Source organism: Bradyrhizobium sp. 27S5, assembly GCF_037217225.1.
Taxonomy (GTDB): domain Bacteria; phylum Pseudomonadota; class Alphaproteobacteria; order Rhizobiales; family Xanthobacteraceae; genus Bradyrhizobium; species Bradyrhizobium septentrionale.
In genome coordinates this window covers 8,807,521-8,831,017 of record NZ_CP147714.1, presented here as the reverse complement: position 1 = coordinate 8,831,017, position 23,497 = coordinate 8,807,521, and the positions used below count along the sequence as shown (strand labels likewise).

The 23,497-nt window shown below is 64.3% G+C and carries 24 protein-coding genes and 1 pseudogene; 15 read left to right on the top strand and 10 right to left on the bottom strand.

Features of this window, described 5'->3' with window-relative positions; genetic code table 11:
- Positions 1 to 63 precede the first annotated feature (63 nt).
- From recF to rpsT, 5 genes are all read right to left on the bottom strand, one after another.
- On the bottom strand, positions 64 to 1,200 hold the full coding sequence (recF, locus tag WDM24_RS41465) for a DNA replication/repair protein RecF (RefSeq protein ID WP_338829811.1): 1,137 nt from the start codon (positions 1,198 to 1,200) through the stop codon (positions 64 to 66).
- Positions 1,201 to 1,273: 73 nt separating this feature from the next.
- Complete coding sequence (locus WDM24_RS41460) at positions 1,274 to 1,639, bottom strand: endonuclease domain-containing protein (protein ID WP_338701774.1); 366 nt, start codon at positions 1,637 to 1,639, stop codon at positions 1,274 to 1,276.
- 78 nt (positions 1,640 to 1,717) lie between these two features.
- Positions 1,718 to 2,836: a DNA polymerase III subunit beta gene (gene dnaN, locus WDM24_RS41455; RefSeq protein WP_029079415.1), complete on the bottom strand. Its 1,119-nt coding sequence runs from the start codon at positions 2,834 to 2,836 to the stop codon at positions 1,718 to 1,720.
- A 363-nt stretch (positions 2,837 to 3,199) separates the two neighbouring features.
- Positions 3,200 to 4,630, bottom strand: coding sequence for a chromosomal replication initiator protein DnaA (gene dnaA / locus WDM24_RS41450; protein WP_166300928.1), 1,431 nt, complete (start codon positions 4,628 to 4,630; stop codon positions 3,200 to 3,202).
- Between the two features lie 1,230 nt (positions 4,631 to 5,860).
- A complete protein-coding gene (gene rpsT, locus WDM24_RS41445) occupies positions 5,861 to 6,127 on the bottom strand; it encodes a 30S ribosomal protein S20 (protein WP_029079417.1) in 267 nt (88 codons plus the stop codon).
- Between the two features lie 358 nt (positions 6,128 to 6,485).
- Here rpsT and WDM24_RS41440 point away from each other — a divergent pair, with 358 nt between their 5' ends.
- From WDM24_RS41440 to WDM24_RS41430, 3 genes are all read left to right on the top strand, one after another.
- Entirely contained in the window at positions 6,486 to 6,803 is a 318-nt protein-coding gene (locus WDM24_RS41440; protein WP_338829810.1) for a hypothetical protein, read from the top strand.
- 130 nt (positions 6,804 to 6,933) lie between these two features.
- Positions 6,934 to 7,593: a peptide-methionine (S)-S-oxide reductase MsrA gene (gene msrA, locus WDM24_RS41435; protein ID WP_338829809.1), complete on the top strand. Its 660-nt coding sequence runs from the start codon at positions 6,934 to 6,936 to the stop codon at positions 7,591 to 7,593.
- A gap of 128 nt (positions 7,594 to 7,721) precedes the next feature.
- The gene (locus tag WDM24_RS41430) at positions 7,722 to 8,471 is read left to right on the top strand and encodes a polysaccharide biosynthesis/export family protein (protein ID WP_166300937.1); all 750 of its coding nucleotides are present in this window, start codon (positions 7,722 to 7,724) and stop codon (positions 8,469 to 8,471) included.
- A 124-nt stretch (positions 8,472 to 8,595) separates the two neighbouring features.
- Here the strand turns inward: WDM24_RS41430 and WDM24_RS41425 are convergent, their stop codons facing one another.
- The 3 genes from WDM24_RS41425 to WDM24_RS41415 are packed head-to-tail and all read right to left on the bottom strand — an operon-like array spanning position 8,596 to position 10,476.
- Positions 8,596 to 9,270: a dienelactone hydrolase family protein gene (locus WDM24_RS41425; RefSeq protein ID WP_338829808.1), complete on the bottom strand. Its 675-nt coding sequence runs from the start codon at positions 9,268 to 9,270 to the stop codon at positions 8,596 to 8,598.
- A 57-nt stretch (positions 9,271 to 9,327) separates the two neighbouring features.
- Positions 9,328 to 9,669 (bottom strand): hypothetical protein, encoded by a 342-nt coding sequence (locus WDM24_RS41420; RefSeq protein ID WP_338694376.1) that lies wholly within the window; start codon positions 9,667 to 9,669, stop codon positions 9,328 to 9,330.
- A 21-nt stretch (positions 9,670 to 9,690) separates the two neighbouring features.
- Positions 9,691 to 10,476 (bottom strand): alpha/beta fold hydrolase, encoded by a 786-nt coding sequence (locus WDM24_RS41415; protein ID WP_338829806.1) that lies wholly within the window; start codon positions 10,474 to 10,476, stop codon positions 9,691 to 9,693.
- A gap of 287 nt (positions 10,477 to 10,763) precedes the next feature.
- On the opposite strand from WDM24_RS41415, the gene WDM24_RS41410 reads away from it, so the two are divergent.
- The 4 genes from WDM24_RS41410 to WDM24_RS41395 all read left to right on the top strand — a co-directional run bounded on the left by WDM24_RS41410 (position 10,764) and on the right by WDM24_RS41395 (position 16,378).
- Positions 10,764 to 11,255 (top strand): (2Fe-2S)-binding protein, encoded by a 492-nt coding sequence (locus WDM24_RS41410; protein ID WP_026192016.1) that lies wholly within the window; start codon positions 10,764 to 10,766, stop codon positions 11,253 to 11,255.
- Entirely contained in the window at positions 11,252 to 13,543 is a 2,292-nt protein-coding gene (locus WDM24_RS41405; protein ID WP_338829804.1) for a xanthine dehydrogenase family protein molybdopterin-binding subunit, read from the top strand. Before WDM24_RS41410 ends, WDM24_RS41405 begins: the two co-directional genes overlap by 4 nt.
- A gap of 259 nt (positions 13,544 to 13,802) precedes the next feature.
- Positions 13,803 to 14,900 (top strand): HD-GYP domain-containing protein, encoded by a 1,098-nt coding sequence (locus tag WDM24_RS41400; RefSeq protein WP_166300954.1) that lies wholly within the window; start codon positions 13,803 to 13,805, stop codon positions 14,898 to 14,900.
- A 188-nt stretch (positions 14,901 to 15,088) separates the two neighbouring features.
- On the top strand, positions 15,089 to 16,378 hold the full coding sequence (locus WDM24_RS41395) for a cytochrome P450 (RefSeq protein ID WP_338829802.1): 1,290 nt from the start codon (positions 15,089 to 15,091) through the stop codon (positions 16,376 to 16,378).
- A gap of 16 nt (positions 16,379 to 16,394) precedes the next feature.
- Here the strand turns inward: WDM24_RS41395 and WDM24_RS41390 are convergent, their stop codons facing one another.
- On the bottom strand, positions 16,395 to 17,975 hold the full coding sequence (locus tag WDM24_RS41390; protein ID WP_338829801.1) for an AMP-binding protein: 1,581 nt from the start codon (positions 17,973 to 17,975) through the stop codon (positions 16,395 to 16,397).
- A gap of 187 nt (positions 17,976 to 18,162) precedes the next feature.
- Entirely contained in the window at positions 18,163 to 18,573 is a 411-nt protein-coding gene (locus tag WDM24_RS41385; protein ID WP_029079428.1) for a VOC family protein, read from the bottom strand.
- Positions 18,574 to 18,779: 206 nt separating this feature from the next.
- Here WDM24_RS41385 and WDM24_RS41380 point away from each other — a divergent pair, with 206 nt between their 5' ends.
- The 8 genes and pseudogenes from WDM24_RS41380 to WDM24_RS41345 all read left to right on the top strand — a co-directional run bounded on the left by WDM24_RS41380 (position 18,780) and on the right by WDM24_RS41345 (position 23,474).
- Positions 18,780 to 19,751, top strand: a complete 972-nt coding sequence (locus WDM24_RS41380) for a tripartite tricarboxylate transporter substrate binding protein (protein ID WP_338829800.1) — start codon at positions 18,780 to 18,782, stop codon at positions 19,749 to 19,751.
- Positions 19,752 to 19,874: 123 nt separating this feature from the next.
- A complete protein-coding gene (locus tag WDM24_RS41375) occupies positions 19,875 to 20,144 on the top strand; it encodes a DUF3551 domain-containing protein (RefSeq protein ID WP_414645796.1) in 270 nt (89 codons plus the stop codon).
- 107 nt (positions 20,145 to 20,251) lie between these two features.
- Positions 20,252 to 20,719 carry a metalloregulator ArsR/SmtB family transcription factor gene (locus tag WDM24_RS41370; protein ID WP_338829799.1) on the top strand — a complete coding sequence of 156 codons (468 nt, stop codon included), beginning with the start codon at positions 20,252 to 20,254 and terminating at the stop codon, positions 20,717 to 20,719.
- Positions 20,704 to 21,066: pseudogene (locus WDM24_RS41365) on the top strand (SRPBCC family protein); the annotation flags it as partial. The gene WDM24_RS41370 and the pseudogene WDM24_RS41365, both read left to right, overlap by 16 nt.
- A gap of 26 nt (positions 21,067 to 21,092) precedes the next feature.
- Positions 21,093 to 21,830: a thioredoxin family protein gene (locus tag WDM24_RS41360; RefSeq protein WP_338829798.1), complete on the top strand. Its 738-nt coding sequence runs from the start codon at positions 21,093 to 21,095 to the stop codon at positions 21,828 to 21,830.
- A gap of 174 nt (positions 21,831 to 22,004) precedes the next feature.
- The gene (locus tag WDM24_RS41355) at positions 22,005 to 22,361 is read left to right on the top strand and encodes a DUF1428 domain-containing protein (protein WP_338694394.1); all 357 of its coding nucleotides are present in this window, start codon (positions 22,005 to 22,007) and stop codon (positions 22,359 to 22,361) included.
- A 128-nt stretch (positions 22,362 to 22,489) separates the two neighbouring features.
- Entirely contained in the window at positions 22,490 to 23,107 is a 618-nt protein-coding gene (locus WDM24_RS41350; RefSeq protein WP_166212509.1) for a hypothetical protein, read from the top strand.
- Positions 23,094 to 23,474 carry a transcriptional regulator gene (locus WDM24_RS41345; protein WP_338829797.1) on the top strand — a complete coding sequence of 127 codons (381 nt, stop codon included), beginning with the start codon at positions 23,094 to 23,096 and terminating at the stop codon, positions 23,472 to 23,474. Before WDM24_RS41350 ends, WDM24_RS41345 begins: the two co-directional genes overlap by 14 nt.
- The last annotated feature ends 23 nt before the right edge of the window (positions 23,475 to 23,497 follow it).

Sequence of the window (23,497 nt, the reverse complement as noted above, 5' to 3'; positions counted from 1 at the left end):
GAGGCTCTGAAAAGCCCGATTCGGCGCCAGATTCGGACCCTTCATGGAGGCTGATTCGGCGCCTCAGCCGCGCCGTGTGGCGCGGCCGGATTCGACGTCGAAAATCTCCCCTGTTGGGCCGATGTCGATGAAGGCGGCAGGGTCCGCGCCGGTCATCCAGACCTGCGCGCCGAGCTTGGCGAGCTCTTCGAACAATGCCTTGCGCCTGTTGGGATCGAGATGGGCGACGACCTCGTCGAGCAAGAGCAACGGCACGATGCCGGTCATCTCCGCGACCATCGTGGCATGCGCCAGCACCAGCCCGATCAGCAGCGCCTTCTGCTCGCCAGTCGAGGCGTCGCGGGCCGGCATGTTCTTCGGCGCGTAGACCACCTGTAGATCGGTCAGATGCGGGCCGTCGAGCGTGCGTCCGGCGGCGGCGTCGCGCGACCGGCTGGCGCGCAGGATCTCGCGGTAGCGGTCCTCCACTGCGGTCGCAGGCTCCTGAAGCAGCGCATTCTCCATCCAGCCGTCGAGCATGATCTCGGCGGACGGAAAGGCCGAGGCCGCGCCGCGCTCGCGCAGCATCACGGCGAGCTTGGCGGCGGTCTGGCCGCGCGATGCGGCGACCGCAACCGCAAGCTCCGCGGTCTCGCGCTCGATCGCGTCACACCAATGGTCGTCGTAGTTGCGCACCTCGAGCAGGCGGTTGCGCGAGCGCAGCGAACGCTCCAGCGCCGAGACGCGGCTGGAATGCTCGGAATCGATCGCCAGCACCAGGCGGTCGAAGAAGCGCCGCCGTTCGGACGCGGCGCCCATGAACAGGCCGTCCATCGCGGGCGTCAGCCACACCATGCGCAGATGATCGCCGAACGCGGTTGCGGAACCCACCGGTTCGCGATCGATCCGGCAGCGCCGTGTGTTGCCCGCCTCGGCGGTCGGCGGATCGATGCCGGTGCCGAGCGTGGCGAGCCCGAGCGCGCCCTCGACCTCGGCCGAGACCGCCCAGGAGCCGTCGCCCTGATTGTCGGCGATGTCCTCCAAGGTCGCGCGGCGCAGGCCGCGGCCCGGCGACAGGAACGAGATCGCCTCCATGCAATTGGTCTTGCCGGCGCCGTTCGGCCCGACCAGCACCACCATGTCGCCCGCGACCTGCAGCGTCGCCGTCCGGTAATTGCGGAAATGCGTCAGCGACAGGCGATGAATGCGGGACGGGGTCATCTATCTTCCTTCCCCTCTCCCCCTGTGGGAGAGGGTGGCGCCTCACGAAGTGAGGCGACGGGTGAGGGGTATCTCACAGCTCGGCAAGCTTGGCGACAATGTCTTCCAGCACTGCCCCGGGCGCCCGCAATACGTCATTGTTCCAGTAGCGCAAGACCTGAAAGCCTTCCGCCGCGAGGGCGTCAGTCCTGGATGCATCTCGTTGCGACGAAGCGTGCTGACCTCCGTCGATTTCGATGATGACGCGCTTTTCGAAGCACGCGAAGTCGAGAATGTAGTTCTGAAAGGGTACCTGTCTTCGAAACTTCAGGTGCGAGAGCCGGCGATCGCGCAGCAGGCGCCACATCTTGGCCTCTGCGTCGGTCGGCTCACGACGCATCCTCCTTGCGAAACTGCGGAGGCGTTCATCGGTCGGGCGATGGTGCGGCGTTCGCGGCACCAACCCCTCACCCGGCGCCTTCGGCGCCACCCTCTCCCACAAGGGGAGAGGGTGCAGTTGTCCGCGTGGTGAGCAAAATCACACCCGCATCGGCATCAGCACGTAGAGTGCGCCCTTGCTGTCCTTGTCCTGCACCAGGGTCGGCGAGCCGGGATCGGCGAGCTTGAGCACCGCGACTTCGCCCTCGATCTGGGCCGCGATGTCGAGCAGGTAGCGCGAGTTGAAGCCGATATCGAGCGCGTCGGAGGCGTATTCGACCTCGAGCTCTTCGGTGGCGCTGCCGGAATCCGGATTGGTCACCGAGAGCACCAGCTTGCCGGCGGACAAAGCGAGCTTCACGGCGCGGCCGCGTTCGCTGGAGATGGTCGAGACGCGGTCGACTGCGGCCTCGAAATCCTTCTTGTCGACGACCAGTTCCTTGTCGTTGTTCTGCGGAATGACGCGGCCATAGTCCGGGAAGGTGCCGTCGATCAGCTTCGAGGTCAGCACCACATTGCCGAGCGTGAAGCGGATCTTACCGTCCGACAGCTCGATCGAGATCTCGGCGTCGTCGCCCTCGATCAGCCGCTGCACCTCGCCGACCGTCTTGCGCGGGACGATCACGCCCGGCATGCCGGTCGCGCCCTTGGGCAGCGCGAGGTCGATCTGGGCCAGGCGATGGCCGTCGGTCGCAACCCCGCGCAGGGTTGCCGCCTTGGCGCTGCCGGCGGCATGCAGATAGATGCCGTTGAGGTAGTAGCGGGTCTCCTCGGTCGAGATCGCAAACTGCGTGCGGTCGATCAGGCGCTTGATGTCGGAGGCCGGCAGCGAGAACGAGTGCGTCATGTCGCCGGCGGCAAGGCCGGGGAAGTCGCTCTCGGGCAGCGTCTGCAGCGTGAAGCGCGAGCGCCCGGCCTTCACCGCGAGCACCGAGCGGTCGCCGTCGGCTTCCAGCACGATCTGCGAGCCGTCGGGCAGCTTGCGCACGATGTCGTAGAACATGTGCGCCGGCACCGTGGTCGAGCCGGCGGTTCCGGTCTCGGCGGCCAGCGTCTCCGTTACCTCGAGGTCGAGGTCGGTCGCCTTCAGCGACAATTTGGCGCCCTCGGCGCGGATCAACACGTTGCCGAGGATCGGGATGGTGTTGCGGCGCTCGACCACGCGGTGAACGTGACCCAGCGATTTCAGCAGTTGCGCGCGCTCGACGGTGACCTTCATTGCAATACCCGCCAGATCCCTCAGATGGAAAAGCCGGGCGGCCGTTCAGGGCAGCACCGCGGCATTGGAAACCCGAAAAGCCGGATCGATACCGGATTTGATCAAACCCACGGGGGGACCGCAAGGTGGCGCGGATGGGCGGCCGGTGCAAGGGAAACGGGCGCCAAACCGGCCCCGTTCCCCACGTTTTGGGCCGGAAAAAAGTTTAGCCCTCCCCTCTTGAAACGGGGAGGGCTATGGAACGAGCAAGAGCCCCGTTCCGATTGAATTGGAACGAGGCTCTTGATTCTGGTTTTGACGCGTTTTCTTGACGCGAACCGGTACCCACTTCGCTCGAAAACGCTTCAGCCTGACGCGACGGCCTTATTCCTGCAGCTGACGCTTCAGCGATTCGACTTCCTCCGACAGCGTCGTGTCCTTGGCGACCAGTGCCTCAATCTTGCGCACGGCGTGCAGCACCGTGGTGTGGTCGCGGCCGCCGAAGCGCCGGCCGATCTCCGGCAGCGAGCGCAACGTCAGCGTCTTCGCCAGATACATCGCAACCTGGCGCGGGCGCACCACATTGGCGGTACGGCGGGACGACAAGAGGTCGGAGCGGCTGACATTGTACTGCCGGGCGACCACGCGCTGGATGTCCTCGATCTTGATCCGCTTCGGCTCCTGCGGGCGGATCAGGTCGCGCACCTCGCGCTCGGCCATCTCCAGCGTCACCGGCTGGTTGTTGAGCTTGGAGTGCGCCAAGAGGCGGTTGATCGCGCCTTCGAGGTCGCGGCCATTGTGGGTGATGGTGCGCGCCAGATAGTCCAGCACTTCCTCCGGCACCTCGAAGCTCGCGTGGTGGACGCGGGCCGCGGCGACGCGCGACTTGAGGATGCCGAGCCGCAGTTCCTCGCCGAGCGAAGCCATCTCGACCACCAGACCGCCGGCGAGTCGCGAGCGCACGCGGTCGTCGAGGCTTTCCAGATCCGACGGCGGACGGTCGGCCGCGATCACGACCTGGCGGCCGGCGTCGATCAGCGCGTTCAGCGTGTGGCAGAACTCGGCCTGCGTCGACTTGCCCTGCAGGAACTGCAGATCGTCGATCACCAGCACGTCGATGCCGCGCAGCGCTTCCTTGAACGCCAGCGCCGTCTGCGTCTTCAGCGCTGCGACGAAGCCGTACATGAACTTCTCGGCGGTGAGATACAGCACCTTGCGCTCGCCGCCGGAATTGCCGGCCCAGGTCACTGCCTGCAGCAGATGCGTCTTGCCGAGGCCGACGCCGGCATGGATGTAGAGCGGGTTGAACATCACCGGATCGCCGCGGCGTCCTTCCGCCACCTGGCGCGCCGCCGCGTGGGCCAGCGTGTTGGAGCGGCCGACGACGAAGCTTGCAAAGGTCAGGCGCGGATCGAGCGGCGAGCCGCCGAGCGCGTCATGGCTTGCGGACACCGGCGCGGTCGCGAACGAGCGCAGTTCAGGCACGGGGCGGCCGTCGGTGCGCTCGACGCGGCGCGCTTCGACGGGCGCAACCGGCTCCTTCGCCGGGGCCATCGCGCGGATCGCGGAGCGCACGGTGAGGTCGATCTTGTGCACTTCCGGCATCTCGGCCTGCCAGCACGAGAGCACGCGGTCGGCGTAGTGCGCCTGGATCCAGCTCTTGAGGAACCGGGTCGGAACCGACAGGTGCACGCTCTCGTCGTGCACGCTCTCCAGATCCATCCGTGCGAACCAGCTCGTGTAAACGTCCTCGCCAACGCTCGTCCGCAGACGTCCCTTCACCCGCGACCAGCGATCCTGTTCCGTATTCGTCATAGCCTTCGTACTTCCAAGTCTGAGAGAAAATTGTTGCGAAAACGCCGTGCAGGTTTCCTGCCACGACGCGACCTCCAGCGGGCGCGGTCTGCTCCGGACAAAGCTCTCCCGTGTGGCGACCATGCGCCACCGGACAGATCAGCTGTTTGGAGAAGATGCGTCCCGCGAGGTCAGCGCGTACTCGACGGTCTCTTGGGGTGAGAGCTGGCGTCCGAGGGGTTGATTACGGCACCACTGGAGATTTGCGCTTCGGCTGTCGTTGGATCGACTGCAGTGATGATACCGTAAGGCATAAGTCCTCCCCCTCCTGCCGCGACGTATCGCGGCAAGTTGTCAGCTTGCTAGTGTCTTAGTTTCGAACTGCCGCTACCGAACACTAAAAATGTCCGGCGCTTCGCCGCCGCGTGTCGCCGTCAATTCGTTCACTTACTCCGCGTTCCCGATGCCGGATTCCGACGACTGTCCTGGTCTCTCTTGTTCGATCCCCCAAATTGCCGGGGACATCGCCGGAGAAATTTTGACACAGGCCAACCGTCCTCATATTGCTATGAGTTATCAATCTAGCTTCGCTTGGAAAGCGTCGCTAACGCGCACACCGCCGCCGATTTGCACGTCCGCCCTTGGGTCTCAAACCGCGCTGATCTGGAGAGCCGTGGGCGTCGCGAACAACAAATAAATACACCAAGCGCATTTTCTGACAATCCGTGGATTCGACGGGGACCGCGACTCTTCGCGACTGTTGCGGCGTTGCGGATGCGGAGTTGCGAAAGCAAGTTTTTGAATCAGCGCACAGAATCGCGCGTGTCACAAAGGACGGTGCAATACCAAAAATTTTTCATAGAAAATTTACATTTGGTCTCGCGCCGGTCATTTTTCCAATCGCTGCTCAGCGCTATGTGCATAAGTAACTCGCGAGACGTCATTTTTCTCGATTGCTTTTGCAGGGTAACCCCGCTCGCATTTTCAACGCGCGATGCTGCGCGCTATTCCATTTATCGCGCTTAGCGTCGAACAATCTGCGCGAGTGCGATGCGTTAAGCATACCGAGCCGGTAGAACTACGGACACGACGAAACATGACACGCAGTTCGTTGCGCAGCAATGCGCATTGTTCTCGCGCAATGAAACTTCCACGACAAAAGTCGAGACAAAAACAAAAAGCCCGGCGTGAGCCGGGCTTCGTGACAAATGTGTTCTTCAGTCAGCTTGCTTCGTCAGCTCGCTCGTCAGCTCACTTGGCGAGCTTGGCGATGCTCTGCGTGAGACGCGACACCTTCCGGCTCGCGAGGTTCTTGTGAATGATGTTGCGCTGCGCTGCCTTCATCAGTTCGGGCTCGGCCTTGCTCATCGCCTTCAGCGCTGCCTCGCGGTCGCCGCTCTTGATCGCTTCCTCGACGGTGCGCACCGCGCCACGCATCTGCGTACGACGCGACTTGTTGACGATGGTGCGGCGGGCAATCTTGCGGGTCGCCTTCTTGGCGGAAGTGGTGTTGGCCATGGTTCTCTAACTGTCCTTCGGCGGTGATCGCTCGTGGTCGGGCTTGCGCGCACCGGCCGGTTCAAATCTCAACTCTGATGTATTTGTCCAAGGTGTCCTTGAGGCGGCCATGCCAAGGCGCATAATGCTGCCCCCGCATGCGGCACTGTCCAAAGAACAGCGGCGGCAGGATTGCGCCCGCCGCCATCGGCCGGTCTTATAGATGGCGCAGGCTCAAGCGTCAACGCTTTCGGAGCCCAAAAAGGGCCGGAAATCGGGCCTGCGGGGGGCGGATAAGCCGCTGAAGAGGTTGAATTTCCGGGGAACGCCCGATAAGGCCTGACGGCGCTCCGGGCGCGACAAGGAGTTAGGGTGACGCATGATCCGCGGTTTTTTCCGTCTGATCGGCCTATTGCTGCTGGCTGGCAGCTTCATCTTCATGGTCTATGACGGGGCGCGCTACGTCGCTGACCAGAGCCTGCGGTTCACCCAGTTCGGCCAGTTCTGGAACGATATCCATCAGTCGAGCCAGCAGGCGTTTCATGCCTGGGTGGATCGCTTCGGGCCCTGGATCTGGAACGACGTGATCCGCCTGCTTCTGGAGCAGCCGGTGTTCGCGGTGTTCGGCATTGCCGGCATCCTGCTGATGATCCTGTTCCGGCCGCGCAAGCCCTTGATCGGCTACGCGCGGGACTGACTGGGCTGCAGCCCCTCTTGGCCGCAGCCCTCAGTAACGGGGCTGCCATCATCTGCGTAAGGACATATATAGGTGACAGCCGGCCCGCAGGCCGTTGCCGCGTCGGCCGATGTCCCGCCCGGAGGTATCCATGTTGTTCATGCGCAAGACCACCGCGTTGCCGAGCGCCACCGAGGCGCTGCCGGGCCGCGCGACGCCGATCCCGACTGCGACCACCCATTTCGTCAATGGCAGCAAGTTGACGCCGCCCTATCCGCAAGGTCTCGAACAGGCAGTGTTCGGGCTCGGCTGCTTCTGGGGCGCGGAGCGCAAGTTCTGGGAACTCGGCGACGGCATCTACACCACCGCGGTTGGCTATGCCGGCGGCCATACGCCGAACCCGACCTATGAGGAGGTGTGCTCGGGGCGCACCGGCCACACCGAAGTGGTGCTGGTCGTGTTCGACCCGAACAAGATCTCCTACGCGAAGCTCTTGAAGACGTTCTGGGAGAACCACAACCCGACGCAGGGCATGCGCCAGGGCAACGACATCGGCACGCAATATCGCTCCGCGATCTACACGTTCAGCGACGCGCAGCGCAAAGCGGCGGACGAGTCGCAGGCGATGTATCAGAAGGCGCTTGCCGCCAAGGGCCTCGGCGCGATCACCACCGAAATCGCGCCATCAGGCGAATTCTACTTCGCCGAGGACTATCACCAGCAGTATCTCGCCAAGAATCCAGCGGGCTATTGCGGGCTCGGCGGCACCGGCGTTTCGTGCCCGATCGGCGTCGGCGTCAGCGCCGCCTGAGCGCGGTCCTGATGCTGCAAATCGATGGGAGGCCGGGTTTTCCGGCTTCCCGCTCGATCCTCGAAAACCCTTTATTAACCATAAGTGGTGCAAGACTGGGCTTGTCTCGCCGTTGAGGGATAAGTCCGGTGCCGGTTGCACGCGCGTTACGATTGCCGATCACTGCCGTTATGGCCGCGCTCGCGTTGTCTGGCTGCATGAGCACGTCCGGACCGGTTGCGGTCGGCCCGCAAGGTGTCGATGCAGTCAGCTACGGCCCGGCCTACGCACCCGCTCCGGTTGCCGATGCTGGCGGCGGTGGTGCGATCAGCGCATTGCGCTCGGCCTTCGCCAGCGCTCCCCCCGCTTATGGATATGCCGCGCCGGTCGCCGCCCCGATCGTCTTGGCCGCCGCACCGGGTGGGCCCGCCGGTTACGACAATGGCTATCATCTCGGCCCGGGCGACAAGCTCCGCGTCGTGGTCTATGGCCAGGAAGGCCTGACCAACTCCTATGCGATCGACGCCGCGGGCGCGATCACGATGCCGCTGATCGGCTCGGTGCCGGCGCGCGGCCGCACGCCTGCGGGGCTTGCCGGTGAGATCTCGGCACGGCTGCGCAACGGCTTCATCCGCGAACCCTCGGTGGCGGTCGAGATCGAGTCCTATCGGCCGTTCTTCATTCTCGGCGAAGTCGCCGCTCCCGGCCAGTATCCCTATGTTCCGAACATGACCGTCGAAAGCGCGGTCGCGATTGCCGGCGGCTTCTCGCCGCGCGCCCGGCGCGACAGCGTGACGCTGACGCATACGGACGCGTCCGGCTCCGGCCGCTTCGTGGTGCCGCTGGGCACGCCGATGAGCCCGGGCGATACGGTGTTCGTCGGCGAGCGCTGGTTCTAGACGTCGTCATGGCCGGGCTCGACCCGGCCATCCATCTTCAAGAAATTCGCTTGATGGATTGTCGGGCATAGGCGAGCGGAAGCGACGCCGTCCTTCGGATGGCTATGCCTGCCAATGACTGACGCTACTTCTTCAGATGCTTCGCAAAGAACTCCATGCTGCGCGGCCAGGCGATGTCGGCGCTTGCCTTGTCGTAGCTCGCACGCTCGTCGCAATGGAAGCCGTGCTGCGCGCCGGGATAGATGAAGATTTCGACCTCCGGCCGCTTCGACTTGATGGTCTCGACATCGCTCAAGGGAATGCCGGCGTCCTTCTCGCCGAAATGCAGTTGCGTCGGCACGCTCGGCTTGTCGTCGGCGAAGCGCACGACGGCGCCGCCGTAATAGCCGATCGCGGCCGAGAGGCCGGTGAGCTTGGTGGCGGCTGCATAGGCGATGCTGCCGCCGAGGCAGAAGCCGATGATGCCGACCGGTCCGACCGGTTTCACCGCATCGATCGCCGCCTGGCTGTCGCGCAGCATCTCGGCAAAGTCCGGGTTGGCGACGAATTTGCGCGCTTCGGCGACCTCATCGGCGGAATATCCGCTCTGGAAGTTCGGCGTGATGCGGTCGAAGATCGATGGCGCGACCGCGACATAGCCTTCCTTCGCCAGCCGGTCGCAGACCGAGCGGATGTGGTGATTGACGCCAAAAATCTCCTGGATCACGACGATCGCGCCTGTCGGCGCGCCGGCCGGATCGGCGCGATAGGCGCCGAGTTCAAATCCATCTGACGCTTTCAGTTTGATATCTTGTCCCATGGTCCATCCTTGTCATGTTGGGGGTTGCATGAAGGTCTTGGTGACGCGTTCGAAGCTCTAGCGCCACATCCAGTTCTCGCCCCAGTCGCCTTTCCAACCGGCGAGCCGGCCCTTGCGGAATTGCAGATAGAGACGGTCATGGTGCGGGAACAGTCCGCTGCCGCCGATATCGCGGAAGGTCAGGAAAATCTCGTTGCCGGGCCGTCCGCGGACATAGGTGAAGGGGGTGCCGAGCGCGCGTTGCGCGTCCGCGACGCCCATGCCGAACACCAGCGGTGTGGTGTTCGATAGTGTCGCGGTGAAGGTCGGCGTGGCCGGGCCGCCGAACGGCGGCAGCTTCTCGGCGCTCGCGTCGGTTGCGGCCGCCACGAGCAGCAGGGCGATGGCGATCGATTTCATGGCTTGTCCTTCACAGGTTCTTCACGTGGCCTTTCCCGGCACGCCGGCCTCAAGGCTATCCAGGAACGGCAACACCGCGGCAATGAAGGCCTGCGGCTGGTCGATGTTGACGGCGTGGCCGGCATTCGGAATCACCGCCTTCTGCGCGCCAGGGATTTTCGCCGCCATGTAGTCGGAGGCGGCCAGGAACGGCGTGTCGTCGGCGCCGACCACGACGAGCGAAGGCACCTTGATCCCGGGCAATGATTCGATCACCCGCGCATCGCGCTGTGCCAGCATGCCGCGCGCGGCGAGTGCGAGGCCCCGGGCGTTGCGATGCGTGACCAAGGCGCGCTCGGCGCTCAGCGATTTCAGCACCTCGAGCCCTTCGCGATCGAAGCGGTCGCCGGTGTCGCGGGCGCGCTGGTTCCAGACCTCGCGGGCGTCGTCCTTCTTGAATCCAGGGCCGGTGTCGATGATCAATAGCGCGCCCACCCGCTCCGGATGGGCGCGATGAAAGGCCAGCGACATGTAGCCGCCGAGCGACAGGCCGCCGACGATCGCCTTATCGGCGCCGGCGGCGTCGAGCAGGGCGGCGATGTCGCCGACTGTCGCCGCCTCGCTGTAGGCATCCGGATCGTCGGGATAGTCTGATAGCCCGTGCCCGCGCATGTCCCACAATATGAGCTTGTGCCGCTTCGACAGCGCCTCGATCTGGCCCTGCCACATCGTCGAGGTCGACGAATAGCCGTGGGTGAGGATCAGGGGCGGGCCGTTGCCGTGGATCTCGTAATAGATATCGACACCGCTGCGGTTGAGCTTGGCCATTGACGGGCTCCTTCTGTTGTCGATCTCAGGTCCGGCAGCGCTACCGACCTTGGTAGGAGGCATCGATACGGCATCAATACTGGCATTTCAAAAGCTTCATGCCGTTGCCGCATCGCACAACAGGCAGTTTTCGATATTTATTCTTTTCGATCAATTCCAAATTGGATTGCCTCCAGCCGGGAACCGGATCATTGTTTCGGCAACTGTCGCTTACCCGGTGGGCGCCAGGCGTGACCCAACAGTGAGTAGCCGCCGTAAGCGGCTTCCGACACCGGAAGGGGAGAGAGATGCCAAATCTCAATATCAACGGACGGAATATGTCCGTCGAAGCGGCCAATGACACGCCGCTGCTTTGGGTCATCCGCGAGCAATTGCAGATGACGGGCACCAAATTCGGTTGCGGCGCCGGTCTCTGTGGCGCCTGCACGGTTCACGTCAACGGCGAAGCGGTGCGGTCCTGCCAGACCTCCGTCGCCGACGCCGTCGGCAAGAAGATCACCACCATCGAAGGACTCTCCGCCAAGGGCGATCATCCCTTGCAGAAGGCCTGGGTCGCCGAGCAGGTGCCGCAATGCGGCTACTGCCAGTCCGGGCAGATCATGCAGGCGGCGGCGCTGCTGTCGAAGAACACCAACCCGACGAAAGAGGAAGTGGTCGCGCATATGGACGGCAATCTCTGCCGTTGCATGACCTATTCACGAATCCAGAAGGCGATCATGCGTGCTGCGTCCGACATGCGCACCGCATCGGCCACCGGATCCGAGCGGAGGGCCACATGAACAAGCACGTGAAAAGCCTCGCTCCCGAGACGACCGATCTCAGCCGCCGCTCCTTCCTGGTCGGCACCGCTGCAGCCGGCCTCGTGCTCGGCTACGCCGCCGTGCCCGGCATCGACCAGGCGCTCGCGGCGCCCGCACCCGCCACTTTCGAGCCGAGCGTCTGGTACTCGATCGCGCCCGACGGTCTCGTCACCGTGACCTGCGGCAAGGCCGATATGGGTCAGCACGTCGCCTCGACCATGGCGCAGATCGTGGCCGAAGAGCTCGGCGCGAACTGGAAGGACATGCGGGTCCAGCTCGCCTCCAACGATCCGAAGTTCAACGATCCCGTGCTGGGCGCGCAGATCACCGGCGGCAGCTGGTCGACGATGATGAACTTCGACGCCATGAGCCGCGCCGGCGCTGCCGGCCGGATCGCATTGACCGAGGCGGCGGCGGCCGCGATGGGCGTGCCGGCCGGTGAGCTGGTGGTACGCGCATCGACGATCAGCCATCCGAAGTCGAAGAAGTCGATGTCGTTTGCCGACGTGGTGAAGAGCGGCAAGGCGACCAAGACCTTCACGGCGGATGACCTGAAGGCGCTCAAGCTGAAGACGCCCGATCAGTACACCATGATCGGCGTCTCGGTGCCGCAGATCGACATTCCGTTGAAGGTCAACGGCACGGCCAAATACGGCATCGACGTGATGGTGCCGGGCATGGTCTACGGCGCGCTGGTCACTCCGCCGGTGCGTTACGGCGCCACCGTGAAGTCGGTCGACGATAGCGCGGCCAAGAAGCTGCCGGGCTTCATCAAGGCCGTCACCCTCGACGACAAGACCGCAACCACGACCGGTTGGGTCGTCGCGGTCGCCAATACCTTCGCGCAGGCGAAGAAGGCGGCCGAGGCGCTGAAGATCAGCTATGACAGCGGCCCGAACGCAAAACTGTCGAGCGAATCGCTGTTCACCGAGGCCAAGCGGCTGCAGGGGCTGAGCGATTCCGGCGAGTTCTTCGTCAAGGACGGCGATCCGAACGCGGCGTTCGGCACGGCGGCCAAGGTGCTGGAGGCGGAATACACCACCAACATCAACATCCACGCGCCGATGGAGCCGATGAACGCCACCGCGGAGTTCAAGGGCGACATCCTGCACATCTATTCCGGCAACCAGTTCGCGACGCGCTCCGGTGCGATCGCAGCCGGCGCCGCCGGGATCGATCCCAAGTTCGTGGTGATGCACCAGATGTGGCTGGGCGGCGGCTTTGGCCGGCGTCTCGACGCCGATATGATGGTGCCGGCGGTGCAGGCGGCCAAGGCCGTCGGCAAGCCGGTCAAGGTCATCTACTCGCGCGAGAACGACATGACGATGGACTTCTCGCGTCCGCTGACCTTGCAGAAGATAAAGGCCGGCATGGACGGCGACGGCAAGATCGTCGCGCTGAGCCATGACGTGGTCTCGGCCTGGCCGACCCAGCGTTGGGGAATCCCCGATTTCCTCACGCCCTCGGTCGACAAGAAGGGCCCGCTCGACTCGTTCACCGTGAACGGGGCGGACTTCTTCTACACCGTGCCCAACCACTATGTGCGGGCGATCAAGAACGAGATGGCGCACAACGCCACCCCGTCGGGTCAGCTCCGTTCGGTGGCGCCGGGCTGGACGTTCTGGGCGGTCGAAAGCATGATCGACGAGATCGCGCATGCGACCGGCAAGGACCCGGCACAGCTGCGCATCTCGTTGCTCGACGGCAAGGGCAAGAATGACGGCGGCGCGCAGCGTCTCCGCAACACCTTGCTCGCTGCGATGGGACTTGCCGGCTACGGCACCAAGCAGCTGCCGAAGGGTGAAGGCATGGGCGTGGCCTGCGTGTCGTCGCAGGAGCGCGCCACGGCGAGCTGGACCGCCTGCGTCGCCCATGTCGCGGTTGCGCCATCGGGCGAGGTGACGGTGAAGAAGCTGACGGTGGCGACCGACGTTGGTACGCAGGTGAATCCCGATGGCATCCGCGCCCAGGTCGAGGGCGCGGCGCTGTGGGGCATGTCGCTTGCGCTGTTCGAGAAGGCGACGTTGAAGGACGGCGGCATCGAGCAGACCAACTTCGACACCTACACGCCGCTTCGGATGAGCCAGCTGCCGGAAGTCGCGGTCAACGTCATCGCCAATGGCGAGAAGGCGACCGGCGTCGGCGAGCCTGCGGTGACGGTGGTGGCGCCGGCGATCGGCAACGCCGTCTTCAACGCGGTCGGCGCCCGCGTCCGCGGTCTGCCGATCACCGCGGAGGCCGTGAAGTCTGCGATGAAGAAGGCTTGATGGCCTGAACGAATGAAGGCGCCGGAGAGCGCGACAGCTCTCCGGCGTTTTTTTTGCGCCCGACGCCGCAAAAATTCACGATCCGCCGGCGGTACTCCCGGCTGGCTTCATTTCCGGCCGGCCTGATTTCGCTGGCGGATCTTGCGGTCGCTCAAATTGTATCCATTGTGCTTAGCCGCCGTTCAGCATCCCCATTAAGTCGGAGGGAACGCATCGTCAGGTAGCGTCCGGCGTCGGTCGTTACCGCGACGGGGATGTCATGACTGCCTTGGCCAATAACCAGACTTCGAAGCGCCGTCTCCTGCTGGCGTCAGATCGAAGCGATCAGAGCAACGAACTCGCCAGCATCCTGCGCTCGGTGGGCGAGGTCGATACCGTTCCGACCTCTGATATTCCCGAGCAGCCGGCCCGCGATCTCTCCGGCATCGTCGTCGATATCAACCTGCGATCGCCCGAAGCCGTGCAGCTGGTTCGCGCCAAGCTGCAGGCCGACGCCTATCGCGAGATGCCGCGGCTGTTCGTGCTGGCGGATGCGCTGCATCACGCCTCGATGCAGGCCTGGGCGCTCGGCGCCACCGACACGATCTCGCGGCCGTTCGATGCGCGCGGCATCCTGCAGCGCATCCGCGCCGCATTCCCCGACAACGGCGGCTATGACGAGACCGACCGCGGCAAGGCGCTCAACCGCGGCGTCGAGGCGGCGCACGGCGTGATGGTCAAGATGTTCGAGCGGATGCGCGCCGGCGAGCCGCTCAAGTTCGAGGACATCGTTGCCGCCGAGAACAAGATCCTCAAGGCGATCAAGCACAATTCGCTGCGCGAATGGCTGACGACGGTCGGCTGCCACCACCAGGAGACCTATCGCCATTGCCTGTTCGTGACCGGCTTTGCGGTGGCGTTCTCGCAGCATCTCGGCATGCGCGAGGACGACCAGCGCCGGCTCGCCCGCGCCGCGCTGCTGCACGATGTCGGCAAGGCCTTCGTTCCGGTTGCGCTGCTCGACAAGCCAAGCGCGCTGACGGTCGAGGAAATGGCCGAGATGCGCGAGCATCCGCGCCGCGGCTATGAAGCGCTGTCCGCGCAGGGCGGCTTCCCGCCGGAAATGCTCGACGTGATCCTGCACCATCACGAGTTCCTCGACGGCACCGGCTATCCCAACGGCCTCAGCGGCAACCAGATCAGCGACATCGTCCGCGTCACCACGATCGTCGATGTCTATGCCGCCCTGGTCGAGAAGCGCGCCTACCGGCTGCAGTTCACCCACGCCAAGGCGTTCTCCATGATGGAGGAGATGGGCGGCAAGCTCGACCAGCAATTGCTGCAGGCTTTCCGCCCGGTGGCGTTCGGGCATTATTGAGCTCATGTCATTCCGGGGCGATGCGCGAGCATCGAACCCGGAATCTCGAGATTCCGGGTTCAACGCTGCGCGTTGCCCCGGAATGACGTGTTTGACACTAGCCAATCAACGCAAGTCCTCGTCCTTACCTCCGCCTAGATTCCGGTGATCATCGGCGCGACCGATGCTTTGGCGGGTGAGGACGATTCATGGATACGGCAACGACCGGGGATCTCGACATCCCCGCAGACATCGCGGCAACCCTCGTCGATCCGGTCGCCTATGCCGACGATCGCATCCACGACGCCTATCGCTGGCTGCGCGCCAACAATCCGCTCGGCATCGCCCGGCCGGAGAAATTTGATCCGTTCTGGGTGGTGACCAAGCACGCGCATATCCAGGCGATCAGCCGCCAGAACGATCTGTTCCACAATGCCGACCGGCCGACCACGCTGACCAACCTGGCGCTCGAGGAACGCGTTCGCAAGATCACCGGCGGGCCCAATCTGGTGCGCTCGCTGGTGCAGATGGACGCGCCCGACCATCCGAAATACCGCGCGCTGACGCAGGGCTGGTTCATGCCGGCCAATCTCGGCAAGTTCGAAGGCCGCGTCCGCGAGATCGCGCGGGCCACGGTGCAGCGCATGCTCGACCGCGGCGGCGTCTGCGATTTCGTCGAGGACGTCGCGCTCGGCTATCCGCTGCACGTCATCATGGAGATCCTCGGCGTGCCCGAGGCGGACGAGCCCCGCATGCTCAAGCTGACGCAGGAGCTGTTCGGCCCGCAGGATCCCGACACCGCGCGCGTCCGCGACGCGCTAAGCGCGGAACAAGTCTCCGTGATGTTGCAGGCGATCATCGCCGACTTCTCAGCTTACTTCCGCACGATCACCGAAAATCGCCGCCAGAATCCGCGCGAAGATCTCGCCACCGTCATCGCCAACGCGAAGATCGGCGGCGACTACATGCCCGAGCACGATCAGACCAGCTATTACATGATCGTCGCGACGGCGGGCCACGACACCACCTCATCCTCGACCGCGGGCGCGATCTGGGCGCTGGCGAACGATCCCGCGGAATTCGCCAGGGTGAAGGCCAATCCGGAATTGATTCCGGGCCTGGTCGACGAGGCGATCCGCTGGATGACGCCGGTCAAGCACTTCATGCGCTCGGCCACCGCCGACACCGAGCTCGGCGGCCGCAAGATCGCAAAAGGCGACTGGCTGATGCTGTGCTACGCCTCGGGCAATCGCGACGAGGAGGTGTTCGAGGAACCCTATCGCTTCCGCAGCGACCGCAAACCCAACCGCCATGTCGCTTTCGGCTATGGCGCACATCTCTGCCTCGGCCAGTATCTCGCCAAGCTCGAGATGCGCATCCTGTTCGAGGAGCTGCTGCCGCATCTGAAATCGCTGTCGCTCGACGGCGAGGTGAAGATGACGCAGGCCTATTTTGTCAACGGCCCGAAGAAGCTGCCGATCCGGTTCGAGGTGAAGTGACGCGGCGAAGGCCGGGTCACTCCAGCATCTTCCTCAGCTCAGCCTTCGCGACCTTCTCCAGCGTCGAGCGCGGCATTTCGTCGACGAAGCGGATTTCCCGGGGCAGCTTGAAGTCGGCGAGCGCCGCGCGGCACGAGGCCATCACCTTGTCGTGCAGGTTGGCGGGTAGCGCCGCGACGCCGGCCTGCGGGATGATGAAGGCGACCGGCACCTCGTCCAGCATCGGGTGCTTCTTCGCCACGACAGCGGCTTCGCGCACGCCCGGTACCACGGCGATCACCTGCTCGATCTCGGAGGCCGCGACATTCTCGCCGCCGACCTTCAGCATGTCCTTGGAGCGATCGCCGAACCTGATGTAGCCGCGCTCGAGCAGCGTGACGCGGTCGCCGGTGATGAAATAGCCGTGCTCGCCAAAGCTCTCGCGCGTGGCCTTCTCATTGTGCAGATATTCGGCGAACAGCGACAGGCCGGGAATGCCCTTGATCAGGAGATTGCCGGTCTCGCCGACGCCGGTCGGCGTGCCGTCATCATTGGTGATGCGGATTTCGTATTCCGGCGCGGCGCGGCCGATCGACATCGGAATGTTCGGCTGGTCGACCTCGCCGATGATGCCGTGGGTGATGGTCTCGGTCATGCCCCACCAGCCGATGATCTTGACGCCGAACACCGCGAATGCGGGCGGCTCGTTCACCGCGGTGCCCCAAAGCCTGAACTTGTGATTCTTGGGGACCTCCTGCTCGAGCAGCGCCTTCATGCAGAACGGGATCGTCGAGGTCCAGGTCGCGCCGTGCTCGAGCGCCACCGGCCAGAACCGGCTCGCCGAGAAGCGCGGCTGGATCAGGCAGGTCGAGCCGACCCACAGGCTCGCCAGCATCGAATAGGCCAGCGCGTTGGTGTGAAACAGCGGCAAATAGGTCTGGTGCACGTCTGTTGCGTGCAGGTCCTGATGCGCGGCATTGATCTTGGCGCCCCACAATGCGTTGGCATGGGTCCAGAGCACCGCCTTCGGCCGCGATGTCGTGCCGGAGGTGTATTGCACGCTGCAGGGGGCGAGCGGATCGGTCGGACGTTGCGGACGGTCGGCGCTGTCGGCAAACAGCGCTTCAAAACTGTCGCCGCGTGATGGCGCCTGTGCCGGCGCTTGCCCCGCATCATGCGAGGTCACTGCGATCCAGCGCAGGCCCTTGCAGTTCGTGGCAAGCAGTTCGGCATAGGCCGGCTGGGTGATCGCGGCGACCGCGCCGCAATGGCCGGCAAAATATTCGATCTCGGCGGCGGCCGAGCGGGTGTTGGTGGTGACGGCGATGGCGCCGAGCTCGACGCAGGCGAACCACGACATGATCGCCTCGATGCAATTATCGAGATGGATCAGGACATAGTCGCCCTGCCTGATGCCGCGCCTGGCGAGGCCCGCGGCCAGTGCGCCGACGCGTTCGTGGAATTCGCCGTAGCTCCAGCGCCGCGCCGGCGCATCGAACGGGGCCCAGATCAGGAACGGATGATCGTGGCGCACCTCGGCGCGCATCCGGAGCAGCCACGGCACATCGAGCCCCGCAAACGGTCCCACGACGCCCGGCACTGGCTTTGCATTGGTCATATGTCCTCCCGCGCGCCGCTTCAGCGGCTGCTTGCTTGCTCTTGTCGGGTGCCCTTTTGCCACCGTGCTTGGCTGCGGGCAAATGCAGATGTTATTCCGCAAGACGCAACAGCGCGAACCTCAGGCGCGCAATTGCGCGTCATGGTTCGATGCTTCACATCCTCGCCCCGGATAACGGCCTTACGCGTCAGTCCTGATACGACGAGATCTCGATCAGGCTGCCGTCGGGGTCGCGGCAATAGACCGAGCGCAGCGTGCCGCGCGCGCCCTGCTTGGCCACCGGGCCTTCCTCGATCTTGACGCCATTGGCCTTCAGATGCGCGACCACTTCCTCCGGCGTGCTTGAGGTCAGGAAGCAGAGATCGTCGCTGCCCGCGGCTTCATGATCGGCGGTGAACCAGTCCACCTTGTCGGCATCGCGCGGCCGCACATTGATCTTCTGGTTACCGAACACCAGCGAGGTGCGCGGTGTCTTGCCGTTGCCGGGGTCGAACACCTTCACCTCCATGCCGAGGATCCTGCTGTACCAGGCAACCGAGCGCACGACATCGGTGACGTTGATCACGAGATGGTCGAGCCCATTCACCTTGACGGACATGCGCGATCCTTTTCGGTCCAGAGCCTCAATGCAAGAATTCAGCGCTTCGGTTCTGATGCAACCAGAGCCGAAGCTTAGCCTTTCGTCGCGGTCGGTGGCGCACGTGTCGCACTGGCCGCTTCAGACATTGTTTGTTAAAACCGCGCCGCACGCAACGCAACAGAAACGGGCAGGGCGCCAAACCCTGCTGGATCGGGAGAAACTTCATGATTTCACGCCGTACCGCGCTGGGCCTGATCGGGTCGGGGATTTCGACATTCGCGATCGGCCGCGCGTCCGCCGCCGACTATCCGGCGCGGCCGGTGCGCTGGATCGTGGGCTATCCGCCGGGCGGCGCCACCGACATCATCGCGCGGCTGATCGGGCAGCGGCTGTCGGAAAAGCTCGGCCAGCAATTCGTGATCGAGAACAAGCCGGGCGCCGGCAACAATATCGGCACCGAGGCTGCGATCAACGCCGAGCCGGACGGCTACACCGTGCTGCTGGTCAATCCGGCGAACTACATCAACGCCTCGCTCTACGCCAATCTGAAGTTCAACTTCGTGCGCGACGTCGCGCCGGTCGCTTCCTTCAACCGCGTGCCGAACGTGATGACTGTCAACAAGGACGTGCCGGCGAAGAACGTCGCCGAATTCATCGAATACGTGAAGGCCAATCCCGGAAAGGTCAACATGGCCTCGTCCGGCAACGGCACCTCGGTGCATCTATCCGGCGAGATGTTCATGTCGATGACCGGCTGCAAGATGCAGCACGTGCCGTACCGCGGCGCCGCGCCCGCGATCACCGACATGCTCGGCGGCCAGGTGCAGGTGATCTTCGACAACATGCCTTCGATCATCCAGCACATCCGCTCCGGTTCGCTGCGCGCGCTTGGCGTGACGACGACGGAGCGCTCCTCGCAACTGCCCGACGTGCCGGCGATTGCCGACACCGTGAAGGGCTACGAGGCGAGCGCGCTGTTCGGCATGGGTGCGCCGAAGAACACGCCGAAGGAACTGATCGCCAAGCTCAACAGCGAGATCAACGCCGTTCTCGCCGAACCCGACATGCGCAAGCGTCTGGTCGAGCTCGGCGGCGATTCGCTGATCCAGGCGCCGGACGCCTTCGGCAACGACATCAAGGCCGAGACCGACAAGTGGAAGAAGGTGGTCGAGTTCGCCGGCCTCAAGGTCGAATAGGCCTCGCACGCCCGGAGGCGCTAGGATTTCGTTGAGGACGCTTGCCCGAGACGCCGCACTTCACTAACTGCGGCATCTCGGGAAGTCGGAGTGATTCGGATCGTGCGCAGATCGCAATTGGCAGTGCTTGTCCTTGCAACGATGACGCTTGCCGGCGCGGCGAGGGTCACGCCTGCCTCCGCCGATCCCTATGACTATCCGTGGTGCGCGCAGGGCCCGAGCCTCGGCTATCCCGGCGAATGCGCCTATCAGACCTATGATCAGTGCCTCGCGAGCGTCTCCGGACGCTATCTCGCCTGCGGAGAAAATCCGCGCTTCCTGTTTCGCCCGCAATTGCAAGCGGAGCCGCGGCCGCACCGTCGCTGGCACCGGCATCGGCACCATCGGCAATAGCCGCCTGATCCGAGGGCGCAGCCACCTCGCGTGATGATGCCCCGGCCTTGACGCGATCGTGAAGGCGGGCGCTTGACGCCGCGCCGTTTGCGTCTATACTAAACCACATGGTTAAGTTTAAAGACGAAACGCTGGACCGCACCTTCGCGGCGCTTTCCGATCCCACCCGCCGGGCGCTGCTGGCGCGGCTCGGCGAGCAGGACAGCCTGTCGGTGAGCGAACTGGCGCAGCCATTCGCGATGTCATTGCCGGCGATCATGAAGCATCTCGACGTGCTCACGGATGCAGGCCTGGTCACGCGCGAAAAGACCGGCCGGACGGTGGCCTGCCGGCTCACCGCCAGGCCGATGGAGCAGGCGATGAACTGGCTCAATCGCTATGCGCAATTCTGGTCCGACAATCTCGACCGCCTTGCCGCTTTTGTGGAGGAAGACCCATGGTCAATAAATCGGCCAACAAGTCCGCAGTCGCCGCTGACGCCGGCCTCGCAGCGCGTCCAAGCCTTACCCTCACGCGGCGGCTCCGCGCGCGGCCGGAAAAAGTCTACGCCGCGTGGACCGAGCCGGAAAACCTAGCGCGGTGGTTCGGTCCGGGACAGGTCACGCCCGGCACGACCCAGGCCGAGCTCGATGTCCGCGTCGGCGGGCGCTACCGGATCAAGTTCACCGGCACCAACGGCGAATATCACGAGGTCGGCGGCGTCTATCGCGAGGTGGTGCCGAACGAAAAGCTCGTGTTCAGCTGGGCCTGGCATTCGACCCCGGAGCGCGAGTCCGAGGTGACGGTGTCGATCAAGCCGGATGCCGGGGGCACGTTGCTTACCTTCCATCACGCGCAGTTCGTCGATGAGACCGCCCGCGACAACCATCAGCGTGGCTGGACCGAATTCCTCGGCAATCTCGAACGCTTCGTCGACGCCTGAATAGGGAGCATCCCAAGGAGAACCCCATGCAACAGCACAACATCGTGTCGCGCGAGGAATGGATTGCGGCCCGCAAGGCGCTGATGGCGCGCGAGAAGGAGCTGACGCAAGCCCGCGAAGCGCTGAGCCGGCAGCGCCGCGAACTGCCCTGGGTCAAGGTCGACAAGGATTATGTGTTCGACGGACCCGATGGCAAGTTGACGCTCGGCGATCTCTTCAAGGGCAGGCCGCAGCTTGTGGTGCAGCACGTGATGTTCGCGCCGGACTGGGACGAAGCGTGCAAGAGCTGCTCGTTCTGGGTCGACGGCTTCGAACGCATGGTTCCGCATCTCGCCGCACGCGACACCACGATGATCGCGGTCTCGTTGGCGCCGCTCGCCAAGCTCGAGGCGTTCAAGAAGCGGATGGGCTGGACCTTCGACTGGATCTCGTCCGGCGACAATGATTTCAACTATGACTATGGCGTCTCGTTCACGCGTCAGCAGATCGACGCAGGGAACGCGCAATACAATTATGGCACGACCCCGCTCTACGGGCCCGAGCTACCGGGAATCAGCGTCTTCTTCCGCGACGAGACCGGCGCCGTGTTCCACACCTATTCCACCTTCGCGCGCGGCCTCGACATGATGAATGCGGCCTATCACTATCTCGACCTCACGCCGCTCGGCCGTCATGAGGAGGGCTTGCCCTATCCGATGGATTGGGTGCGGCTACGTGACCAGTACCAACCGGCGCCGGTTCAGGCATCCTGCTGTCATAGCTGACGAACGCTGACGCGCAGCGTTGGCGTTCGTCATCCCGGGGCGATGCGAAGCATCGAACCTCAGATGCGCAATTGCGCATCGGGGGATCTCGAGATTCCCCGGCGCGCAGTTGCGCGCCTGAGGTACACGCTCCGCGTGCCCCGGAATGACGACATCAAACAGCAGGAAGCGCCAATGCCCTACGTCGATGGTTTCGTCGTCGCCGTGCCGAAGAAGAAACTCAAAGCCTATGCGCAGCTCTCGAAGAAGGCCGGCAAGGTCTGGCGCGAATATGGTGCGCTGGACTATCGCGAATGGGTCGCCGATGACGTCAAGCCCGGCAAATGGACGTCGTTTCCGCAAAGCGTGAAACTGAAGACCGGCGAAACCGTCGTGTTCGCCTGGATCACCTACAAGTCGCGCGCCCAGCGCGACAGGATCAACGCCAAGGTGATGGCCGATCCGCGCCTGGCGTCGATGGGCAAGGGCGATGTGCCGTTCGATGCCAAGCGGATGATCTATGGCGGCTTTGCGAGCCTCGTGAAGGTGTGAGGCGGCGCACATTCGCCGCAATCGGTGCGGTAACCGGCCGTTAAACATGCCGATCGGCAGGCGGCGCGATGCCGCTTGCGTTTACTTGGTGATCCCGTATACTTTGCAATACAAAGTTCTGGCGAATCATGCGCGACCTCGACAAGGCCTTGGCCGACATTCTCGCGATCCGCAACCAGATTGCGGCCGGAACCGCATTCCGCGGCTACGGGCCGGCGACGGTTGCGGCCACCAGCGGCATCGCGCTCGTCACGGCGCTTGCGCAATATCTCTGGCTCGATGATCCGACCGGGCATCCGATCGCGTTCCTCGCCGGCTGGGCGGCGGCCGCGCTGCTGTCCGCGGGGTTGATCTGGACCGAGATGCAGGCGCGCTCGCGGCGGCATCATTCCGGCCTCGCCGACGCGATGGTGCAGCAGGCGATCGAGCAGTTCGTTCCGGCGGCGATTGCCGGCGTGTTGCTGGCGATCCTGCAATGGAAGTTCGCGCCTGAGACGCTGTGGATGCTGCCCGGCCTGTGGCAGGTGCTGGTCAGCCTCGGCGTGTTCGCCTCGGTCCGCCTGCTGCCGCGCACCATCGCGTTCGGCGGCGCCTGGTATTTCCTGTCCGGCTTCACGGTGCTGCTGATCGCAAGCCAGAGCCACGCGCTGTCGCCCTGGACCATGGGACTGCCCTTCGCGATCGGCCAGTTGCTGATCGCAGCACTGTTGTATTTCGCTTCCGGAGGCCATGATGCCGAAGACTGACATGACCAGCGCGCCATTCGCCTATGATGGCCTCGACCGCGTCATCCACGAGAAGGCGCGGCTAGGATTGCTGACCTCGCTGATGGCGCATCCGAAAGGGCTCGCCTTCGCCGATCTCAAGCTGCTCTGCGGCCTGACCGACGGCAATCTCAGCCGGCATCTGCAGGTGCTGCAGGAAGCCGGCCTCGTCGACGTCATCAAGGGCTATGAAGGCAATCGCCCGCACACCACCTGCCGCCTGACCAAGAGCGGCCGCCGCCGCTTCCTCGATTATCTCGCCGTGCTTGAGCAGTTGGTGCGCGATGCGGCCAAAGCCGCCGGCAAGGACGAAGGCGCGTCTGGCCGCCTCGGTATCCAGCCGGTTTGATCATCCCATTTTTTGTCCGGAGA